The following is a 22547-nucleotide window of genomic DNA, read 5'->3' as shown; positions in this document are numbered from 1 at the left end:
ATACCTTTCATTTTATTTAATTTTTTTAACTATCTTAATTTTTTTATTAAATCGTATAATTCTACACGTTCTTTTGGATGGTTTACAATATCTTTTAATGGTGATGTAACTAGTTTATCATCTTTGATCCCAACACAATGTCCACTTACACCTCTCATAATTGATTCAACAGCAAATGCGCCCATTCTTGATGCTAAAATTCTGTCTTCAGCAATTGGTGTCCCACCTCTTTGAATATAACCAAGGACTGTAGCTCTTGAACTAAAACCTGATTTAATTGAGATTTCAGCAGCAAGTTTATGCACATCGAATTGTTGTTCTGTAACAACAATAATCGCATGGCGTCTACCTTCTTCATTATGTTTTCTTAATGTTGTAATTAATTTGTCTTTATTAATTGGATTTTCAGGTGTAATAATAAACTCTGCACCACCACAAATACCTGCATATAGTGCTAAGTCACCAGATGTTCTACCCATAACCTCAATAATACTACAACGTCTATGACTAGAAGATGTATCTCTTAATTTATCGATTGCTTCAACAATTGTATTTAATGCTGTATGAAATCCTATTGTATAATCTGTTCCATATACGTCATTATCAATTGTTCCTGGAATTGCAATTGTTTGAAATTCTAGTTCATGTAGTGCAAGTGCACCTTTATAACTACCATCTCCACCAATAACAATTAATGCATCAATGCCACGTGCTTTTAAATTATCCAGTGCAACCATTTGTACGGGTATTTCTTTAAATTCAGAAACTCTTGCAGTTCCTAATTTAGTCCCACCAATACTCAACATACCTGAAACGTCTTTTGCAGTCAGTGGAATAAATCTATCTTCTAAAAGACCTCTATATCCATCCATGATTCCAAACATTTCATGACCTTCTGCAATACCGGTTCTTACAATTGCACGGATTGCAGCATTCATCCCAGGAGCGTCGCCTCCAGATGTTAAAACTGCTATTTTCATGTGTCATACCTCCTCTAATGCCTTTATAATTATATCATGTTTATGTAAATAAATTGAATCAAAAAAATGAAACCTTATTCATTATATAATTTTTTTTATAAACATGAATGTTTAGAGGTAATTTTCACAATCATTCCCATGATTTTTATCCCTATTTTCTACAATATTGTTAGAAAACAATTATAATGAGATACAAGTGTTTGCATTAACGGACATTCTTTGATAAACTTATTAATGGAAAATTAGTTAAATATTAAATAAAAGGATGGTATACAATGAAAAAATTAGTTGGTGCTGCACTTCTAGGACAATCAGGTGGTCCTACATCAGTAATTAACGCTTCAGCTGCAGGTGTTTTCTTAGAAGCATTAAAGCATGAAGAAATTACAGAAATTTATGGTGCACAACATGGTATTAAAGGTATCTTAGATGAAAACTTTTATGACATTAGACAAGAAGAAATTGAAGAATTAGAGAGATTAAAATATACACCTTCTTCTGCAATTGGTTCTGTTAGATATAAATTAAAAGATTACAAAAAAGATCCAACAGATTATAACAAACTACTTGAAATCTTTAAAAAATATAACATTAGATATTTCTTCTATAATGGTGGAAATGATTCAATGGATACTTGTTTAAAAATTTCTAAGTTTATGAAAACTGCTGGTTGGGAAATGCGAGTTGTTGGGGTTCCTAAAACAATTGATAATGACTTAGCAGGTATTGACCATTCTCCAGGATATGGTTCAGCAGCTAAATATGTTGCAACATCTATTATGGAATTATATTTAGATGCAACTGTTTATAATACTCAACAATTTATTATTGTTGAAGTTATGGGAAGAAATGCAGGATGGTTAACAGCAGCAACAGCTTTAGCATCTGTAGGTGGTGTAAAACCAGACTTAGTATATCTTCCAGAATTACCATTTGATATGGATAAATTCTACAATCAAGTAGGTGAATTACTAAAAACTGGTAAATCAGTATTTGTTGTTGTATCAGAAGGAATTAAAACTGCTGAAGGTAAATACATTCCAGAATATGAAACAGAAATTGCTCGTGATGCTTTCGGACACGCAAACCTTGGTGGAACAGCAAGTGTTCTTGCAAGCCACGTTGGTGAAAAATTCGGTGTTAAAACACGTGCAATCGAATTCTCACTACTACAAAGATCAGCTGCTCATATTGCATCTCAAACAGATATTAATGAAGCATTTAAAGTTGGACAAATCGCAGTTAAAAAAGCAATTAATGGTACAACAAACAAATTTGTTGGTATCCAAAGAGTTCCTGGGGATAAATATAAAGTGAAGTATCCTCTACTTCCATTAAAGATTGTTGCAAATGCTGAACGTAAAGTACCATTAGAGTGGATCTTACCTGATGGTAAAGGTTTAACTCAAGACTTTATTGATTATGCATTACCATTAATCCAAGGTGAAACTAAACTAGAAAAAGTAAATGGGTTACCTCGTTTTGCTAAATTAAATAAAGTTTTAGCACCTAAAAAATAAATACTTATATTTGAAATAGAGTCTAACAAAAATGTTAGGCTCTATTTTTATATCAATCACTTTAACTATCATTTATATCAAATATTTGTTACAATATGGCTAATATACTAAGGAGTTGACATATAAAATGCATGAACATTTAGAATCTATATATCATGATTTAAAGTTAAAATATCCATATCAAAAAGAATATTTACAATCTGTTTTAGAGTTTTTTGAATCCATTAATAATGTATTATTAGAAGATCCTAAAATTATTGAATCTAATGTCATTAGAAATATTGTAGAACCTGACCGTATTATCACATTTAAAGTACCTTGGGTAGATGATAAAGGTAAAAATAGATTTAATACAGGATACCGTGTTCAATTTAATCAAGCACTCGGACCTTATAAAGGTGGAATACGTTTTACACCTAATGTAAATGAATCTGTTTTAAAGTTTTTAGGTTTTGAACAAACATTTAAAAATAGTTTAACAGGACTACCACTAGGTGGTGGTAAAGGTGGGTCTGATTTTAATCCTAAGAATAAATCAGATGCTGAACTTCTTCGTTTTTGTCAATCATTTATGATAGAACTTCATCGCCATCTTGGACCAACATTAGATGTTCCTGCAGGTGATATTGGTGTATCCCAAAAAGCTATTGGATATATGTTTGGTATGTATAAACGCCTAACACATGCGCATCACGGAAGTTTTACTGGTAAAGGTACAAACTACGGAGGTTCTTTAGGTCGCACAGAAGCTACTGGGTATGGCATTATTTATATGACGCTTGCTGCATTAGATAAATATTTTAATACAGACTTAAAAAATATAACAATCATTATATCCGGTAGTGGTAATGTTGCATTACATACTGCATATAAAGCTAAACAAATGGGCGCTAATGTGGTTGCAATGTCATCTATTGATGGTGTAATTTATCATCCACAAGGCATTGATGTTGCACTTTTAGAACATATTAAAGAACATAACCAATTAATTGAAGTTTATCTAGAAAGATATCCAAATGCAGTTTTTTCAAAAGATACTAAAAAGATTTGGGAAATACCATGTGAAATTGCACTACCTTGTGCAACTGAAAATGAACTTGAACTTGAGGATGTTAAAAAATTAGTTAAAAATGGCCTAAAAATGCTTGTTGAAGGAGCAAATATGCCAACAACTTTAGACGCAACTCATTATTTACTTGAACATAATATTTTATTTATTCCAGGAAAAGCTGCTAACGCTGGTGGGGTTTCTGTTTCAGGTCTTGAAATGCAACAAAATGCATTACATACAAGCTGGACATTTGAAACTGTTGATAATAAACTTAAGGAAATAATGACTAAGTTGTTCAACTCAATTTATGAAACCGCAAAAAGTTATGATAAACCATTTGATTTGGTTAGTGGGGCAAATATCTTATCATTTAAAAGAATATACCAAGCAATGCTTGATCAAGGACTATAATCATAAAAATTAACATTGGTATAAAGCCAATGTTTTAATTTTTATGATATAATTTTTTATAAGCTTTACAATTAAACTTTGGGGTAGTAAATTTGAAAAAATGTATAGAACATTTATTAAATAATAAACTTTATCAGGTGATTATGCTTGGTATTTCTTTAACGATATGGTCATATCGCTATTTTATACCAAGTGACCTTATCATGTTTTTTTCATTCTTAAGTTTACTTCTACTTTCTATTCCATTTTTCTTAATATCTTATTTTTATGAAAATACCATTTATACCATACCGATTGTTTTTGGACTTGTATTTTCTTTAGGCATTCAAGATATGGGACTACACACATTTGATCAAGCACTCCTAGGTTTTTTAAGTGTGTTTTTAATTATATTTGGAATGATTATTCACTTAATAAAGTATAAGGTAAAAATCAAACTCAATACACTGGGTGTATCACTTATTTTAGTATCGATTAGTTTTATACTACCAGAACTTTCAAAACCATTTGTTCCTGTAGGAATGATGTTATCATTTCTAGGCGTACTTTATTTACTAATTTATTTATATTATGCGAATACCATTAAAGGTAATCAATTAAATTATTTAATGCGTACTTTTATCATTACTGGATTTATGTTATCCTTACAAATAGTTTTAATGTGGTATGACGGTTTTAGAGTTTGGGAAGGTACTGATTTTCTTCTTGATTTTATGGATATGTTTAACCTGGGAACTGGTGCAATTCCTGGTTGGGGTAACATGAATGATTTAACAATCCATATCGTTTTATTTTCAGGTTCCGTTATATATTATTTATATAAATACCCTAAAAATATATTACCGTGGCTTTACTTAGCCTTTGTAGCATTTTGGATATATGTTTCAAATGCACGTGGTTCAATTATTACTATTACTATTTATGGTGCTGGTGTTATTTTATATGCGATATTTAAAAGAAATAAGCGTCAACTCCTAAACCTACTGATTACACTATTATTAGGTGGTATCGTCATACTCATATTTTATCCAACCATTGAACAAATATGGAACTCATTTTTTAGTACCATAGACTTTGATAATCCAGATTCAATGCTTACAGGAAGATTAACACTTTGGTTTTATCATGAATATTCTGCATGGCATCAATTCTTACAAAATCCCGTTGTGGGTACGGGTTGGTATAATGAAATATGGATACTAGGTACAAGTGAAAATAGAATAACTGTTTATCACTCCACATTTTTCCAAGTACTTGCAACAGGTGGTATATTCGGATTATTTACTTTAATCTATCACTTTGTTTGTATCGGCAGATTATTTATAAAAAACTTAAGATTTAAAGCCGTTTCAGCATTCTTATTCACTTATATTTTAAGTCAACTTCATGGCTTGCTTGATAATACTCAGTACATGATTCACTTTTCTGTGATCACTTATATTACCTTTGCCGTATTTGACAATTTAGGTAGTGAAGATGACTTCGTACCTAAGGAACTTCAAGTTTCAAAAACACCTCATGATCCAAACATAAAAACCGTGTAGACTCAATGTGTCTACACGGTTTTATTTATCTTAAGGATTCAAATGTTATAAATTCTTTATGAAAACTTTCTGCTACATCTTTTTGAGTGATGTATCCTTTATAGGTATTGAGTCCTTCATTGATTGAAAGATTTTCTTCTACTGATTTTTCTAAACCCTTATTTGCAATCTCTAATCCAAATTTTAAAGTTGCATCATTAAGTGCAATCGTTGCTGTTCTAGGCACAATACCTGGCATATTTGCTACACAATAATGTGTAATACCAGAAACTTTAAAGACTGGTTCTTTATGTGTAGTCGGTCTACTTACTTCAGTTGATCCACCTTGATCGATTGCGATATCGACAATCACCGCACCTTTTTTCATATCTTTATAATATGCTTTTTTAATGAGTTTTGGTGCCTTCTTACCAGGTAATAGGACACTTGAAATCACTAAATCTGCATCTTTTAATGAAGCGATAATATTTTCTTCATTAGAAATAAGTGTTGTTAATTTAGGATAGATTTGTTTTAAATCGTCTAATCTTTTCTCATTAATATCTAGAATCGTGACATCACTGCCTAATCCGTAAGCATTTTGAAGTGCTGCAGTACCTGCAACACCAGCACCAATAATAGTAACTTTTGCAGGGTTGACACCTGTTACACCAGAAATTAATAACCCATTTCCACCATTGTTTTTATATAAAAATCTACTACCTTCTAAAACAGATAGTCTACCTGCAACCTCACTCATAGGTTTTAATAAAGGTAGCCCTGTTTCATCACGTACAGTTTCATAAGCGATGGATGATACACGTTTTTTTAGTAATGTTTTTAATAAGGGTTCATCTGCTGCTAAGTGCAGATATGTAAATAGAATTTGACCGGTTCTAATGAGTGGATACTCACTACGAACTGGCTCTTTAACTTTAATAATCATTTTTGACTTATGCCAAACTTCTTTTGCACTGTCTATAATGACAGCGCCTCTTTTTTTATATGCTGCATCGCTAAACCCTGAGGTTTTACCTGCACCACTTTCTACCAAGACTGTGTGTCCTGCTTTTACATAAGCTCTAACAGCATCCGGTGTTAACCCAACTCTATCTTCACTCTCTTTTACTTCTCTAACTAATCCAATAATCATGTGTTTTACTCCTTTATAATTTATTTGGAAATAAGACCCCTGGCTCTTGTATATTGTTTCGGTAATAATTGATCGTCTAATTGAAATATAAAATATGGTTCTTTTAATAATTTACGGCCAAAATAGGCCATATCCATTGTGCCATCTAAAATAGCGTCTTCTGCCAGTAGCGGTTCATCAATTTGTCCACCGCCTATCGTTACTAGGCCAGTTTCTTCTTTAATAATCTTTGCATAAGGCAGTTGGTATCCTGGATAGTCTTTAACCGGTGTAGGTAGAATGCCTCCACTTGATACGTTTACGATATCAATTTTATCCTTAAATGTATTTAAAATACTTGCCCAATCATAAGGTGTCATCCCTAGATCGTGATACTCGTATCCTGATACTCTAATTTGAAGAATTTTTTCGTTTGGAAAATAAAGTAATACTTCATCAATAATTTCTTTTAAGAATAAAGTACCATCTTTATATTTATCTGTTCTTTGATTTGTAACATCAGATATAAATTGTGCAATTAAATACCCATGTGCACCGTGAAGCTCAATACTATCAAAACCTGCCTCATTGGCACGACGTGCTGCTTGGCCAAATGCTTTAACAATTTCTTTAATACCTTCTTCATCCAACATCTTAGGGGTCAAATTCTTATCTGAAAAAGGTACATCTGTACTAGATACAATATTGTGGGTACGAGATTTTCTACCTGCATGAGAGATTTGAACACCAATTTTTGCACCATACTTGTGTACTGCATCTACGATTTTCTTTAGTGGTGCTACATGTCTATCATCCCATAAACCTAAATCTTCATAACTAATACGTCCATTTGGTAATACTGCAGTAGATTCAAGCATAATATAACCTACACCACCGATTGCTCTTGTAACATAATGTACATAGTGAAAATCAGTTGCTACTCCATCTTGTTTTTCTACAGAATACATACACATAGGACTCATCATCACACGGTTTTTAAACTCTGTATCTTTAACCTTAATTGGTTCTAATAGTTTCATATTTAACCTCCACTTACTTCTATTTTAACATGCGCTATCTCATTAGATTACCCAAATCACTTAAAAATCAATTCCGTAGTAATTGAAATCCACCGTCATTAACGGTGGATGGATTGTTTATTTTAATTCAATTTAAGAAGGAGTATGTACGTAGTCTTAGTTTATCGGAACTAAGGTAGAAACTTAACTACCGAATATTAGTTAATTATACGGTACATAAGATACATGTTAAAATTATAACCTATTCACATAAAATTGTAAAGTCTAATGTTTTATAATAACTTCGATTGTCAAAACTTCACACAATCTTATCCTTGACAGTTTTTACATATACCGTAAAGATTTAAATCGTGATGTTGAACTTTAAATCCGTAAGTAATTTTAATTTCTTCTATCAAACTATCGATATGACAATCAAACTCATATTTCTTATGACAATTCTCACACACCATGAAATGGTGGTGTTCAGCTTCATTTAAATAGTAATACGCTGTATTGTCTAAGTAATTTCTAGAAACCAGTGCATCTTGATGAAATTTTTCTAAAGTTCTATAAATGGTAGATAAATTAAGTTTTTCTCCACCGAGTGCGTTATATATGTCATCAGCACTTTGAGGCTTTTTAGCTCTTTTTAAAGTATCATAGACCATTTGCCTTTTAGTTGTAAGTTTCATTTAAGTAGCCCTCCTAAATATGACTTTTTTAATAATAAATAAGACAAGAAATACAAGTGTATATAATAACACAATAATACTTCCTGCAGGTTGCTTCATGATGTGTGCAAGAATTAGTCCTGTACTAATGACTAAGGTTGACACCACACTTCCAATAATCATAAGATCTGGAAATCTTCTTGCAAATAAATTTGATGTTACAACAGGAAATATCAGTAAACTAGAAATTAATAAGACCCCAATACTACGTACACCAATAACTACAAATACTCCAGTTAGGGCTGCAAATATGTAATTATATAAATCCACTTTAATACCACTGAATTTTGCATGTTCATAATCAAAGGTAATACTAATAAGTTTTCTATAACTTAAGATAATGAATAATAACGTTAAACCTAGTAACGCAAGTGTTAAATAAACATCCACTTCACTTCTAAACCATAGGTTGCCGGATATTAAACTTTCTAAGTCAATACTAGAATTAGTATATCTAATTAAAATTAAACCGATTGCAAAACCGACACTAGATACAATACCGATTGCACTATCTGCGTGTATTTTTGTATACCTAATAAGCCATCTTATAAATATCGATGCTACAATGACAATCGGTATAGCAATATAAAATGGGTTATCTATAAAAAAGATACCAACAACTAGTGCAGCAAAACTCACATGACTTAGTCCATCTGCGATTAAGCTTTGTTCGTTTAATACAACAAAAGGACTTAATAAACTTGCTGTAAGTCCAAGGAGTAAGACAATCATAATACCATACTTTAGGGTATCAAAAATCAATAATAGATCAGTCATGATGGTGGCCCTCGTGTTCAAATTTGTTGTAGTCAATGTATGTACCAAAGAATTTAATTTCTTGATCCACATACATGACTAAACTATTTTCCAAAATAACATCTGTTAAATCATGTGTAATATGAATAATTGTTAGATTGTTATTTCGTCTAATGTCTTTAATCAGTTCATAAAAATATTCTCTAAAATTAGGATCAAGTGCACTAGCAGGCTCATCTAATATGAGTACTTCTGGATTTGATATTAAACTTCTAATTAAATAAATACGTTGTAGTTGACCACCGGATAAGTGACTTACCTTTTCATTTAATAGCGATGTATCTAACTTCATTTTAGTTAACCACTCAACGATGAGTGCTTTATCACTTTTAGATATGATAAGGCGTTGTTTGGTAAACCCTGTATAGATAAACTCTAATACGGTTAAAGGGATATTTCTTTTAATGGTTAATTTTTGAGGCACATAACCCATGTTTAGATCTTGCATGATGATTTGTCCATGTTTTGGTTTGATTTGGTGAATTAAACTTTTAATTAAGGTGGTTTTACCTGCACCATTTGGTCCAACGATGTTTAAAAAGTCATTTTGGTGCACGGTAAAACTTGCATGCTTAATGACGTCTAAATAACCATAAGAAAGGGTTACATCTTTATATTCAATTAAACAATTTGAACAATTAGGTTTCATAGTTTTAATTTGCCATTTCTAAGTGATTTATATTTCTTTCAATTAATTCATAGTAACCAATATTATTTTTATAATCTTCTTTAGATATTTTATGGAAGGTGTGTAGTTCAAGTATTTCTATATTAGGTATTTGTGCTTTAATATAGTTTACTGTTGTTTGATCAGGTGTTTCTTCCATATACATTGTTGTTATGCCATTATTTTTTAATGCACTAACAAATGCTAGTACTTGAGCACTGGTTGCTTCTGTATTAGGTGATACATTTTCATCAAGTGCAATAATATTTAAATTAAATGCTTCACTAAAGCCGTTTAGTGCATTATGTCCAATAAAATAAATATCTAAAGGTACTAAGGCTTCTCTACGCTCATGATATGGTGTAATTAGATTGGTAAGTTTATCATAGTAGTCATGTGCATTTTCATCAAATACTTGTTTTAATTCTGGATATAGTTCACCTAAGTAGTCACTTAGATTTTGTACAATTGTTGCTACATAAAACGGATTAGATATAAAGTCAAATCCGTGATCATGGTCATCATGCATATCTTCTTCATGATCATGCCATGTTTCTTCATCATGTGTTACTTCTAAATTAAGTAACACTTCAAAAGATGTAAAGGCACCATCACCGATGACACTAGATACATTATTTTCAGATACTAACCAAGGTGATGCATTAATGGATGTATAGATAAAGAGATCTGATTTCTTTAAATCTACTAAATCACTGCTACTTGGTTCATAAGTGTGATAGTCCATATGGATGGGTTGTAGCGTTTTAATGGTGAGTTCATCACCTGTAACTTGCTTAACAATATCATATGTGAAATAATCAGATACAACAATATCATAATGATATGATGAGCCACAAGCATATAAAATTAATAAAGGTGATAAAATAAAAAGTGTAACAAATAGTTTTTTCATGTCGAATTCCCTCTTTTGCGAATCATTTGCAAAAGTATTATATCACACAAAATAGACTTTGCAAACGATTTGCAAAAGAAAGGTGCATGCAATGTTGTATTATGATTTCATAAGCTATGGTGATTGGACCTTTATCATTAAAGTGTCCAAAAACGGTTTAAAATCTATTGATATTTATAATCATCAAGACCTTTCAAATTTAACTTTAAACAAAGAAATAACTGCACCGTATATTCAAATACTTGAAAACTATTTTAAAGGTATACCTATACCTAAAGATATTAAACTTGATTTAGAAGGTAGTTCATTTGAAAAATTAGTGTGGCAACAATTAATTGAGATACCTTATGGAAAGACTGCATCCTATAAAGATATTGCAGTTAAAATTTCAAACCCACGAGCATACCAAGCCGTTGGTAATGCGGTGGGCAGTAATCCTTTATTGATCGTCATACCTTGCCATAGGGTGATCAAATCAGATGGCAGGTTAGGTGGATTCTCATCAGATATTCAGTTAAAAATAGATTTATTACATAAAGAAGGGGGAAAGTATTTATGAAAAAACTTTATGATTTTTATCTAAACCAAGTGAAACATACCCATTATGTTGAACTTAATTTTGAAGCGTTTGGTGATATGCTTACGAAATTAGAATACATTGACACTTATTATAACATCATATGAAATCTATCAAAAATATAAGCGTATCTAGCAAATTAGATACGCTCATTTTTATTTTTTATTTATCTATTTTAATTGTCTTTCTGGTTTATCTTTTGGATTATCTTTAGAATCACCAGATTTATTTGTTAACTTACCTGATGCATAACCTGCAAGTAAACTGGTTAAATCAATACCTGTTGATTCTTGAATGGATGATAATATTTGAGTAGATGAATTTACAATATCACCTACAAGTTTTGTAGAGTTACCATCACCATACATTGTGATCTTATCAACTTTAGATAGTGGTGCTGCAGCAGCCTCAACAATCTTAGGTAATACATCTGATTTTAGAATTAATTCTAATACAGCTGCCTCTTCCATTAACTTCATTGCTTCTGCTTTTTTCTCAATTGCTTCAGCCTCAGCAATACCTACAGCTTGAATACCTTGAGCACGTTGTTCCTCAGCAAATCTTTGAGCTTCAGCAGCAACTTTAATAGCTTCTGCTCTTCTTGATTCTTCAATATATTTAGCTTCTGCTTCTTTAGAACGAATATAAAGGTCTGCTTGAGCTTTTTGTTCAGCTGCATAACGCTTAGCATCTGCATCTTTTCTAACAACTGCATCTAGACGTTTTTCTTCAACTTCAATTTCTTTTTGTTTTAACTCAATTTCTTTTGTACGTTTTGCAATCTCAGCTTCTTGTATAGCAATATTTACACTCTTAGACTCATTTGCACTTTGAATTTGATAAGCTGCATCAGCTACCGCTTTTTGTGTATCTGATTTTTGTTTTAATGCTGCTTGACGTAATTCAAGATCTGTATTTTGCTCAGCTATTTTTAACTCGGCTGTAATTCTTGCCTCGTTTGCAGCCTCTTTTGCTTGAGCTGTTGCAATCTCTACATCTTTTTCAGAATTCGCACGAGCAATTGAAGCATCTTTTCTAATTTGAGTTACATTATCGACCCCTAAATCTTCAATCACACCATTTTTATCACTAAAGTTTTGAATGGTGATATTAATGATTTCAAGGCCCATACGGTTCATATCTTGCATTGCAGAATTATATACTTGCTCAGCAAATTTTTCTCTGTTTTGAACAAGTTCTTTTAACTTCATTTGACCAATAATTTCACGCATGTTACCTTCTAGAATCTCTTTAGTAACGATACGTATACCTTCTAAGTCTCTTGATAAAAGAATTTGACCTGCTAAACGTATAGAGTCTTCATCCGTCATAATACGAATATTTGCTACCCCATCTACAAAGATATTAATAAATTCATTTGTAGGTACTGCAGAATCTGTTTTAATATCTGTTTGAATAAGTGATAGAGGAATTGCATCAATTCTTTCTAAAAACGGAATTCTTAATGTCCCTTTTCCTATAACAACACGTGACTTTTTAGGTCCTGTAATAATGTATGCTTGGTTTGGTTTAACCTTAACATATGATGCAGCAAGAAATATTATTAATATGACTACTACAATGCCGACAATTAAAATCCATCCACCTGGTTCCATATTTTACCCCTTTTCTTTTTATGGTCGTAATTATATACACATTTATTATACATTAAATCCTTTAAAACATTGTAGAATTTAATAATAGTTTTTTATTAAAAATAAGGATGCCTTTTTTAGCATCCTTATATCTTTAAATCTATCTAGATTCTAAATACTCATCATAACTTGTTATATGTAAAATAAGTTTTCCATCTTCTGATATTTCATATAATTTATTTGCTGTTGAAGATACTAACTGATGATCTGTTGATGTAAATAATACTACCCCTTTAAATTCTTGTAAACCTTTATTTAAAGCGGTAATAGACTCCATATCTAAGTGGTTTGTAGGTTCATCTAATATCAGTGTGTTTTTCTCTTCAATCATCATTTTTGAAAATAATAATCTTACACGCTCACCACCGCTTAATACATTAATTTTCTTTAATGCATCCTCGCCACTAAATAGCATTCTACCTAAGAATCCTCTTACATATGTATGCTCTTTATTTTTAGAATAATTAGTTAGCCAATCAACCATAACAATAGGTTTTTTAAACTCATCATTGTTATCTTTTCTAAAGTAACCTTTAATTACAGTTTCACCCCATTTAAAGGTTCCAGAATCTTGTGTATCATAACCATTTAATATGTTAAATAAAACTGTTGTTGCTTTTTCATTTAATCCAATAAAAGCAACTTTATCTTCTTTACCTAATGTAAATGAAATATCATCTAAAACTTTTATGCCATCTATTGTTTTAGTTAAGTTTTCTACCTTTAAGATGTCATCACCTAAAGGTTTTTCAAACTTAAAGTTTACATATGGATATCTTCTAGTTGATGGTCTAATTTCTGTTAATTCTATTTTATCTAGTGCTTTTTTTCTAGATGTTGCTTGTTTAGACTTTGATGCATTTGCACTAAATCTTGCAATAAAATCTTGAAGTTCTTTAATCTTTTCTTCACTTTTCTTATTAGCTTCTTTTGCTTGTTTTAACATTAATTGGCTAGATTCATACCAAAAATCATAATTACCTGCATAAAGGGTTACTTGTTTATAATCAATGTCTGCAATATGTGTACATACTTTATTTAAAAAATATCTATCGTGTGATACAACAATTACTGTGTTTTCAAAATCCATTAAAAAGTTTTCTAACCATAATACAGCTTTACTGTCTAAATGGTTTGTAGGCTCATCAAGTAATAATACATCTGGGTTATCAAATAAACTTTGTGCAAGTAAAACTTTAACCTTATCATTACCTGATAAATCTTTCATATACTCATAATGTTTATCTACTTCTATACCTAGACCGGTTAATAAAATTGCTGCATCTGATTCAGCATTCCAGCCATTCATATCATCAAATAAACTTTCTAATTCTCCTGCTTTAATACCGTCTGCTTCAGTAAAGTCTTCTTTGGCATAGATTGCATTTTTTTCAATCATAATTTGATATAACTTTTTATTACCTTGAATGACTGTATCCATAACTGTAAATTCATCATATTTAAATTGATCTTGTTCTAAGAAAGATAATCTTTGATTTTGTTGCATTGTAATCACACCACGTGTTGTAGATAATTTACCTGCAAGTATTTTTAAAAATGTAGATTTACCAGCACCATTAGCACCAATAATCCCATAACAATTTCCTTTTGTAAACTTAATATTAACATCTTCAAATAAAATATCTTTTCCTATTTGATACGTTACGTTTGAAACATTTAACATAAATTATAATCCTCCAATATGATAAACCTTTACTATCATATCATAAATGAGAAAATATTGCATAATTATGAAATAATTTAGTTTATTAGTATATATTTCATATATAAAACATTTATTTATTAAAAATTATTGCATGATATAATAAACTATATAGGGGGCTTTGTCTTATGAAAAAAATATTTTCATTCATCTTATCGTTAATTGTATTATTTCTTATTGGATGCAATCCAAATTCTAATATATTAATTCCAGATGAGAATCTAGATAATATCGATTATACACATGGATTAGAACACAATACTTATTTAGATAGTCTTTATAATGATTTTTTTAATCCCAATAGTACAGTTGAAATTAAAATTGATATTGAACCAAGTGAACTCGCTCTCATTCAAAGTGATTATGAATATTATTCTAGTATCCATAGTAAATCTCCAATTTACCGTAAAAGTGATGTCACATTTAAGGTAAATGGCGTATCTTATGAATTTTTAGAGGTAGGTATTCGAATGAAAGGTAATACCTCGAGAACTTCCTTTTATAATGATAGTGATGGCATGTTTGATATGATTCACTTTAAACTTTCTTTTAAAGAAACATTTGATGATGAAGACGAGTATATAAATCCTAAAGTGTGGGAAAATAACACGCTTAGAACAGAAAGAAAAAATCGTAGATTTGCACAAATGGAAAAATTAGATCTTAAATGGAATCGTACAAAAGATGAAACATATTCAAGAGAATATTGGACATACCGTATGTTTGAGTCACATGGTGTACTCTCACCAAATATTACCCCTGTGAATTTAAAAATTAATTATAACCAAACCGAAGAAAACTTTGGTGTTGTCTATGCCCTTGAAACTATTGATGAACTTTTCTTAGAGAAAAGATTAAATGAAAAACATTTAGGTGGAGACTTATATAAGGTTGGTTGGAATAATTTATTTGGTGGTGAACTCACCACTAGAACACTTGAGGCAATTGGTATAGAAGATGAAAAAATATCATATTTTCCAGTTTATGATTTAAAAACCAATAAAAAAACAAGTACGAATGAATTACTCATTCATATGATAGAGACACTTAATGCTTCAAATGACTTTGAAGATATTATTCATATAAACTATTATCTAGCATTTGAAGCAATTAGTTATTTAGTCGGTAACCCTGATGATTTAAGAAACCATTATAATAATTACTATATATATTTTTTAAAAGACTCAAGTAAAGCTATATTTATTCCTTATGATTATGACAGAACATTTGGTATAAATTGGGACTGGGACCCAACATCTAATGCAATGACCAGTTATAGTCCTTATTCTACAAATACAACTATGGGTGGCATAAATGATCAAGTAAATCCGTTAGTACTAAAAACAATTGCTAGAAACTCCAGTAATATAGATTATATTGAAACTTATAAAGAAATGATTATTGATGCTGTTAATTCTAAATTTTATAAACCAAATGAATTTGAAAATATATTTAATATTCATAAAAACAAATATAATAATCTAACAGATTATTCATTAAATAAATTATCTGATAAATCTATTGATTTTAATTATAATGAAACATTTAATATGCCATTTAATACTTATAGAGAAAAAAAGTTAGAAACGCTTAGGAATTTAATTAATAGTTATTAAAAATATAAGGGAAATGACTTCATAATCATTTCCCTTATAATTTGGTTAAAACATAAAATATAGTACAATCATGGATACAATAACAACAGATATATCTATAATAATTGCAGCAGCAACAGGTTTTGCACCAACACCTTTAACCTCATTAAAACTAGTTTTTAAGCCGATTGCTCCCAGGGCTGTTGCCATAAAAAACTTAGATGTGGTTGAAATAATATTTACAGAACTATCACTTAAGATATTTAAACTTCTAATACCTACAAATGCAATAAAACCTAAAATAAACCACGGGAATATTGCTGTTAGTTTAATCTTATTTGTTTCTAATATGTCTGAATTTTTTTGTTTTTTCTTAGCGTAAAACCATGAAAAGAATAACACAATTGGTACAATAAATAAGGTTCTTGTAAGTTTTACAATGGTTGCAAGACTTCCTGCTGCTTCTGAAAATGCATAACCTGCAGCGACAACTGATGATGTATCATTTACAGAAGTTCCTACCCATAAACCGTATGTTGTATCACTCATTCCTAGTAACATTCCAATCCATGGAAATAAAATAACTGTTAGTAGATCAAAAATAAATGTTGCAGATAATGCATAAGCAATTTTATGATCTTCTGCTTCAATAACAGGTCCTACGGTAGCTACTGCAGTTCCTCCACAAATTGCTGTTGAAACTGATAGTAAACTTGATAGTTTCCAGTCGATTTTAAAGATATTTTTACAAATAACGCCTACACCAAATGCTGTAATAAAGGTAAATGTTAATAATATTAAAGCATATTTACCACCTTCTAGTACTTGAGCAAAACTTAAAGAAATACCTGCAAGTATAATACCTAACCTTAATATATATTTACCTGACCAATCAATACCTTTTTGGAATTGAGCTTTTTTTGAAATGATTGGATTTAATAACATACCTAATAAAAGTGAAATTAAAGCAGCCCCAATTAAATCAATAGGTAATATATTATTAATTAATATTGCAAACACTGCAATTGTGAAACTCAGTAATATACCTGGCATAATTTTTCTTATTTTTGTTATCATATTTTTATCACCTTTATAAAATTAATTATTTTAAAAAAATAAAAACCCCCTTCATAAAGTATATATAACTTTTAAGGAAGTTTATGTTTTTATTTAATTTATGCTAAATCAATTATAGCACCGATAAGTAATTTAAGCCAATACTTATGTATTTAAATTATTAACTTTACTTAAGTATCCTTTTAATGATTTTTTTTGACTTTTCATTAGATGGTAAATATTTGAATTTTACATCAAATTTGTTACTTTTATAAAGTACTGGTTTTTCATGTGTGAATGTATCAAAACTATATTTACCATGATATCTACCCATACCACTTGCACCAACCCCTCCAAAACCTAAATGATGATTACTAAAATGCATTAATGTATCATTAATAGTCATACCACCTGCACTTATATTTGTTGTTACATAATCTTTAATTTTATGATTATCCGTAAACAAATAAAGTGCGAGTGGTTTTTCTTTAATATAGTTTTTTATTTCTTCTATATTTTTAATTGTTATTATAGGAAGAATCGGTCCAAAGATTTCTTCATCCATAACTAAACTATTTTTACTAGGTATTAGAATTATTGGTTCTAATTTTAAATCCTTATGCTTTCCACCAAATAAAATTTCTTGGTTAACTAATAAGCTCTTTAATCTGTTTAAATGATTTTCGTGAATAATATTTGGATAATCCTTGGAATTTAATATATCTTTTCCATAAAATGAAAAAATGGCTTCTTTATAATACTTAATAAAATCATCTTTATAGGTATCTTGAATTAATAAATAATCTGGTGCAATACATGTTTGGCCTGCATTAATTAGTTTCCCAAAAGCAATCCTTTTAGCAGCTAATTTCAAATCTTTTTTATCCATAATGATTACAGGACTTTTACCACCTAATTCTAGGGTAACAGGTGTTAGATTTCTACTAGCTTTTTCCATAACTATTTTTCCAACTTTTGTACTGCCTGTAAAAAAGATATAGTCAAACTTTTCATCCAGTAGTTTTTGATTTACTCTATAATCACCTGATACAACCATACAATCATCCATTTTAAATACTTCGGATATGATCTTGATGATTATTTTTTCAGTTGATATAGCAAATTCAGATGGTTTAATAACCACTTTATTTCCAGCACCGATTGCTCCAATTAATGGCATCATAATAAGTCCAAACGGATAATTCCATGTTCCAATTATAAGCACTTTACCATAAGGTTCTTTATAAATATATGATTTTGATGGAAAAACTGTTAATGTGGATGGAACTTTTTTAGGTTTCATCCATTTCTTTAATTTTTTTATAAATAAAGAAATTTCATTTAATACAATACCAATCTCTGTTAGATAACTTTCTTGATAAGATTTACCTAAATCAAGTAATAATGCATTTGTTATTTCATCTTCATAGTCTTTAATTTTTGTTTTTAACATTTTTAAGTATTCAATGCGTAGTTTATAATCCATCATATATATTTCCTATTCTTTTATTTTAATTTATTGGAACTTGACTTACAAAGTCAATTAATATGAGTCTATTTTCAGATTTATAATAAATTAAAAATAAATACTTAAAGCGTAGTGTTGTAAGTTTATCTAATAATAAATATTCAAAGTCACTTTCATTATCTATTTGATATGCTCTTGGAATATCTATATTCCCATCTTTATGCGGTATACTTTTAAGTGCTTTATTTAAACTATTTTGAAAATCTAGTTTTGTAATTGAGTTATTATCATTTATAAACAATGATGCATCGATATCTTCTTTAATATCTAGTACATAATAATTGATGTATCCGTCAATTGCTGTATTATTTATTTTATATTTTAAATCATATTTATTTGGTAGTTCGATATTCCACTCATTTTCATACTTATTCAAATTAACTTCAAAATACATGTATAAAAAAATAGCTATTAAAGATAATGCAGTAATTAAAAATATTGATAATAAAATGATATTTTTTTTCATAACTTCGTTTTCCTTATATAAAACTGTTCGACATTAAAATCTATTCATTTTTTAAAAAAATCTATTAATAGTTCGGGTCTTATAACCATTATAATCAGAGCCGGTATCCCTGTTATTAGTGTTAATAATATTGGTAAAATGTACAAAAATCACTCTTAAATAATGTACATGACACTAAGTGATTTGATAGAATCAAACACTGGAGGTCATGATGATAAATGAAAGGTGAACTTTGGATGAATATTCTTTTCATATTCAAAACCTCCTGTTTATTTAGTTGCTGTTAACAAATTAATTACGCTATCATAGTTGATTTTATCACTTTCAGACATATATTGAACTGATACCAAAAACCTGTACTTAGTGTAAACTTATATATATGCAGGAGGAATCAGATGAAAGATAAAAAAGAAAAAGAACATAAAGTACAAGAAAATGGTATCAATTCAATTTTATTAAAGAATATTAATAATGTTAATCACCTTAAAACTAATAAAAATAATGTAATAAATTATTAATAATCCCTATACACAATAAATGGTTTGACGATTTGAATGATTTCATTCATAATACTTGTTTCAGCTTGTTGTCCAAAAATGTTTCCTAGTTTTTCATTTTTTGTATAGGCTAAAATAATAAAATTATGCGTAAATTTGTAATTATCTTTATCGGCAATATTAAAATGTTTCCACGTATGTAAATCATCAAATACATAAATATCATATCTGTTGACATGCGATGCATCAATACCCGGCCAATAAGAAAATGTGTCCATACCGATAATACCTGAAAACCCCAGATTAGAAACATCATAATAATCAATTTTATAACGTTCTGTTCGATAACGATTCAATTCTAAAAATTCAATTTTTTTGACATTCAATTTTTCAATCAATTCGTTGATTTTTTCTCTATCGGTCATGCGACTTTCCTTTCCCACTATATACTTAATTTAACCTATATACTGCCCATACAAGTATATCCTTGTCTTATTTGAGATGTCATAAATGGTAATTACTGAATTCATTGTTTTAATTTATATTGACTATGCAACGCTCACTTTGATAAGAGTATTTTTGACTTTCACCATCTATTCATAAAAACCAAAAGATTAATGATCCTAAATAATTTAAAACACTAAATAACAAGATTTTTTTGTAAAATTTAAAATAGTTCATTTTTCCGTTGTTAACAATAATATTTGAGTTCATAAAAACACTCATTCCCAACACCCTGTTTAATTTAGAATTGTTTCTAAATATTATAGATATAATGGGTGTAATCATTATAGAAGAAATAATGACGATTAAGTATTCTAATTTTATTTTTTCAATTATCATTATTGTCGGCAGTATTAATAATGGTAATACAGAAAATTCCAAAAGCATTGTGAATATGTTCTCAAAAAACTTATTCCCCTTTTTTTGAGCATTAGCGCACATAAATCTGATACCAAATGAAACACCTAACATAACGACATATAAAATCGAGTATAAAATCATAACACCACCTCTTCTTTCTCATATTTACCCGATTTTTCCACTATTTGCCTATCTATTACCCATAAAAGTGTATCATTTTCTTATTTAAGACGTCATAAACAGTGATTATTATAATTATTGAATATGATTAATTATTTCTAAATATTTAGCAATTAAATTCTAATAATTATATGTATTCAACTGAGATTGCTTTAACCAAGTACGTGGGAGGGTATTTAGCTTATGCTTCTCTCTATAAAGATATTGCTTACTCTTGTAATTTTATTCTTTCTGCTAATTCTTTACTCATTGATTGTAAATCTTTAATTGTTTTGCCATAGTAATTTTTAAGAGTATCTGATTTATTAATAAATTCTTTAATGCTTTCTGGAAACAATCTAGTAACATATTTTAATGTTCCAATTTTTTTTAGTTCTTTTTTTAGATCAATCACTTTAGGGATTTTCAATTCAAGTTTATACAAATCATTTACCATTACAACGAATGGCATCTCTAAAAATGTTATGAAGAAGTTCATCATTACTTTATTAAATGCAATTGATTCTGGAACTTGAAATCGTTCGGTAAACAATGTCATGACTCCTTCAAAATTCGTGTGTGAAAACTTATTAAGCATTTCTTTCAAAAGCATCAAATAATTATTAAGTTGATTGAATTCTTCTACTTTTAATTGATATTTTTGTGTTTTGATACGATTCATTATCGTTTTAGGGCTATGTTCCTTTGTTACTAATTCTTCTAATGTATAAACTTTTTCATATACGCCAATTATAACAACAATATTCTCTTGAATTTGTCTTAACCACGGTGAGATTGTAACTATACTATTTTCAATTAGTTCAATGTATGATTTATAAAATAATTTTGCACTACTTAATACAAGTGCATCAATCAAAAAACTTTCTTCTGTTTCCCAGTCTTCAATTGTTTCTAAATGTTTTATTACTTTAGTATACTTTTCCATATTACAATCCCCCCTTTGGTTTTATTTTTTTAAAGTGTTATTGATTCGTGTAAAAAGGTTATTAAATCTTTACCATTAGTAGGATAATACCAGCGCTCATTATGTCTTCTTAATCCTAAATCCACTGTCCATTCCTCCCCATCATCAGTATAAAAAATCAAATAGTTAATTATCGGAGATAAATCAATATCTGTTCCTTTCGGATATGCTTTATACTTGATGTCAAATAATCTTTCTATTATCTCAAAAGATTTTTCTCTTTCTATCTCATATTCAATTGGTTCACCATATATGCCGTTCTCGTCGTCATAATTATTTGAATTTGTTCCAAATACAATTCTACTTGGATTCCTAGGCAAGTCTGCTAATCCATCAAAATCTGTAATACTAAGTGTTTTTTGACATGCTGCTAATAGTCCTAAACTCATAATAAGCATTACCCTAAGTAAAATATTTTTCTTAAACCAAACCTTGTTTTTAATGGTTCTCATGTTTATTTCCTCCGTTCTTTTGATACAATTAAAGTCTTTATTGATTAGATTTGCTGTGGTAAATGACGTTCAATTGACTGTGTGTAATCTTTAGTTAATATTTTTCTACCATATATTACTTTAAATTCATAGATATTTCCATTATTCCAAACTCGAATAAAATATCCATAAAAGTGTGTAAAATACATTCCCTCAATGATAAGTCCAATCTCTTCTTCCTAATA

The 22547-nt window shown here is 29.4% G+C and carries 22 protein-coding genes and 1 riboswitch; of the genes, 6 read left to right on the top strand and 16 right to left on the bottom strand.

Translation table 11 applies throughout. The features are described from left to right. Window positions 1-29: 29 nt before the first annotated feature. Window positions 30-980, bottom strand: a complete 951-nt coding sequence (pfkA, locus tag G324_RS0100445; RefSeq protein ID WP_025724432.1) for a 6-phosphofructokinase — start codon at window positions 978-980, stop codon at window positions 30-32. A 275-nt stretch (window positions 981-1255) separates the two neighbouring features. On the opposite strand from pfkA, the gene G324_RS0100440 reads away from it, so the two are divergent. The 3 genes from G324_RS0100440 to G324_RS0100430 all read left to right on the top strand — a co-directional run bounded on the left by G324_RS0100440 (window position 1256) and on the right by G324_RS0100430 (window position 5506). Continuing rightward, a complete protein-coding gene (locus G324_RS0100440) occupies window positions 1256-2500 on the top strand; it encodes a 6-phosphofructokinase (RefSeq protein WP_025724431.1) in 1245 nt (414 codons plus the stop codon). A 127-nt stretch (window positions 2501-2627) separates the two neighbouring features. Beyond that, the gene (gene gdhA, locus G324_RS0100435; protein ID WP_025724430.1) at window positions 2628-3962 is read left to right on the top strand and encodes an NADP-specific glutamate dehydrogenase; all 1335 of its coding nucleotides are present in this window, start codon (window positions 2628-2630) and stop codon (window positions 3960-3962) included. 92 nt (window positions 3963-4054) lie between these two features. Further along, on the top strand, window positions 4055-5506 hold the full coding sequence (locus G324_RS0100430; protein WP_156921255.1) for an O-antigen ligase family protein: 1452 nt from the start codon (window positions 4055-4057) through the stop codon (window positions 5504-5506). A 25-nt stretch (window positions 5507-5531) separates the two neighbouring features. Here G324_RS0100430 and ald read toward each other — a convergent pair whose 3' ends face one another. The 6 genes from ald to G324_RS0100405 form a co-directional block, all read right to left on the bottom strand. Continuing rightward, entirely contained in the window at window positions 5532-6638 is a 1107-nt protein-coding gene (gene ald, locus G324_RS0100425) for an alanine dehydrogenase (protein ID WP_025724428.1), read from the bottom strand. A 20-nt stretch (window positions 6639-6658) separates the two neighbouring features. Continuing rightward, the gene (locus G324_RS0100420; protein WP_025724427.1) at window positions 6659-7657 is read right to left on the bottom strand and encodes an oxidoreductase; all 999 of its coding nucleotides are present in this window, start codon (window positions 7655-7657) and stop codon (window positions 6659-6661) included. A 131-nt stretch (window positions 7658-7788) separates the two neighbouring features. Further along, a riboswitch (purine riboswitch) is annotated at window positions 7789-7891 on the bottom strand. Between the two features lie 74 nt (window positions 7892-7965). Next, window positions 7966-8331, bottom strand: a complete 366-nt coding sequence (locus tag G324_RS0100415) for a Fur family transcriptional regulator (RefSeq protein ID WP_025724426.1) — start codon at window positions 8329-8331, stop codon at window positions 7966-7968. Next, window positions 8332-9147, bottom strand: a complete 816-nt coding sequence (locus tag G324_RS0100410; protein WP_025724425.1) for a metal ABC transporter permease — start codon at window positions 9145-9147, stop codon at window positions 8332-8334. It abuts the gene before it with no gap. Then, complete coding sequence (locus tag G324_RS07805; RefSeq protein ID WP_012243040.1) at window positions 9140-9835, bottom strand: metal ABC transporter ATP-binding protein; 696 nt, start codon at window positions 9833-9835, stop codon at window positions 9140-9142. The genes G324_RS0100410 and G324_RS07805 overlap by 8 nt, the downstream gene beginning before the upstream one ends. A 4-nt stretch (window positions 9836-9839) precedes the next feature. After that, window positions 9840-10766: a metal ABC transporter substrate-binding protein gene (locus tag G324_RS0100405; RefSeq protein WP_025724424.1), complete on the bottom strand. Its 927-nt coding sequence runs from the start codon at window positions 10764-10766 to the stop codon at window positions 9840-9842. A 91-nt stretch (window positions 10767-10857) separates the two neighbouring features. On the opposite strand from G324_RS0100405, the gene G324_RS0100400 reads away from it, so the two are divergent. After that, window positions 10858-11325 carry a methylated-DNA--[protein]-cysteine S-methyltransferase gene (locus tag G324_RS0100400; protein ID WP_162146762.1) on the top strand — a complete coding sequence of 156 codons (468 nt, stop codon included), beginning with the start codon at window positions 10858-10860 and terminating at the stop codon, window positions 11323-11325. Window positions 11326-11513: 188 nt separating this feature from the next. On the opposite strand, the gene G324_RS0100390 is transcribed toward G324_RS0100400, so the two are convergent. Both G324_RS0100390 and G324_RS0100385 read right to left on the bottom strand, forming a co-directional pair. Then, window positions 11514-12959 (bottom strand): flotillin family protein, encoded by a 1446-nt coding sequence (locus G324_RS0100390; protein WP_025724422.1) that lies wholly within the window; start codon window positions 12957-12959, stop codon window positions 11514-11516. Window positions 12960-13098: 139 nt separating this feature from the next. Continuing rightward, window positions 13099-14682, bottom strand: a complete 1584-nt coding sequence (locus tag G324_RS0100385; RefSeq protein WP_025724421.1) for an ABC-F family ATP-binding cassette domain-containing protein — start codon at window positions 14680-14682, stop codon at window positions 13099-13101. 167 nt (window positions 14683-14849) lie between these two features. Between G324_RS0100385 and G324_RS0100380 the strand changes: the two genes are divergently transcribed. Continuing rightward, window positions 14850-16337: a CotH kinase family protein gene (locus tag G324_RS0100380; RefSeq protein ID WP_025724420.1), complete on the top strand. Its 1488-nt coding sequence runs from the start codon at window positions 14850-14852 to the stop codon at window positions 16335-16337. A gap of 45 nt (window positions 16338-16382) precedes the next feature. On the opposite strand, the gene G324_RS0100375 is transcribed toward G324_RS0100380, so the two are convergent. From G324_RS0100375 to G324_RS06960, 3 genes are all read right to left on the bottom strand, one after another. Beyond that, a complete protein-coding gene (locus G324_RS0100375) occupies window positions 16383-17393 on the bottom strand; it encodes a YeiH family protein (RefSeq protein ID WP_210994102.1) in 1011 nt (336 codons plus the stop codon). A gap of 166 nt (window positions 17394-17559) precedes the next feature. Next, window positions 17560-18858 (bottom strand): aldehyde dehydrogenase family protein, encoded by a 1299-nt coding sequence (locus G324_RS06965; RefSeq protein ID WP_210994101.1) that lies wholly within the window; start codon window positions 18856-18858, stop codon window positions 17560-17562. 25 nt (window positions 18859-18883) lie between these two features. After that, a complete protein-coding gene (locus G324_RS06960; RefSeq protein WP_035356967.1) occupies window positions 18884-19366 on the bottom strand; it encodes a hypothetical protein in 483 nt (160 codons plus the stop codon). A 395-nt stretch (window positions 19367-19761) separates the two neighbouring features. Between G324_RS06960 and G324_RS08130 the strand changes: the two genes are divergently transcribed. Continuing rightward, entirely contained in the window at window positions 19762-19884 is a 123-nt protein-coding gene (locus G324_RS08130; RefSeq protein ID WP_281172279.1) for a hypothetical protein, read from the top strand. On the opposite strand, the gene G324_RS0100355 is transcribed toward G324_RS08130, so the two are convergent. The 4 genes from G324_RS0100355 to G324_RS07915 form a co-directional block, all read right to left on the bottom strand. Further along, a complete protein-coding gene (locus G324_RS0100355) occupies window positions 19881-20288 on the bottom strand; it encodes a hypothetical protein (protein ID WP_025724417.1) in 408 nt (135 codons plus the stop codon). The genes G324_RS08130 and G324_RS0100355 overlap by 4 nt on opposite strands. Before the next feature lie 827 nt (window positions 20289-21115). After that, window positions 21116-21832, bottom strand: a complete 717-nt coding sequence (locus G324_RS0100345; RefSeq protein ID WP_025724415.1) for a hypothetical protein — start codon at window positions 21830-21832, stop codon at window positions 21116-21118. Between the two features lie 29 nt (window positions 21833-21861). Next, window positions 21862-22323 (bottom strand): hypothetical protein, encoded by a 462-nt coding sequence (locus G324_RS0100340; protein WP_025724414.1) that lies wholly within the window; start codon window positions 22321-22323, stop codon window positions 21862-21864. Window positions 22324-22367: 44 nt separating this feature from the next. After that, window positions 22368-22511 carry a hypothetical protein gene (locus G324_RS07915; protein WP_156921254.1) on the bottom strand — a complete coding sequence of 48 codons (144 nt, stop codon included), beginning with the start codon at window positions 22509-22511 and terminating at the stop codon, window positions 22368-22370. Between the last annotated feature and the right edge of the window lie 36 nt (window positions 22512-22547).

The sequence above is a fragment of the Acholeplasma granularum ATCC 19168 genome, from assembly GCF_000526235.1.
Taxonomy (GTDB): Bacteria; Bacillota_I; Bacilli_A; order Acholeplasmatales; family Acholeplasmataceae; genus Acholeplasma; species Acholeplasma granularum.
This window is presented reverse-complemented; position numbering and strand designations above follow the sequence as displayed.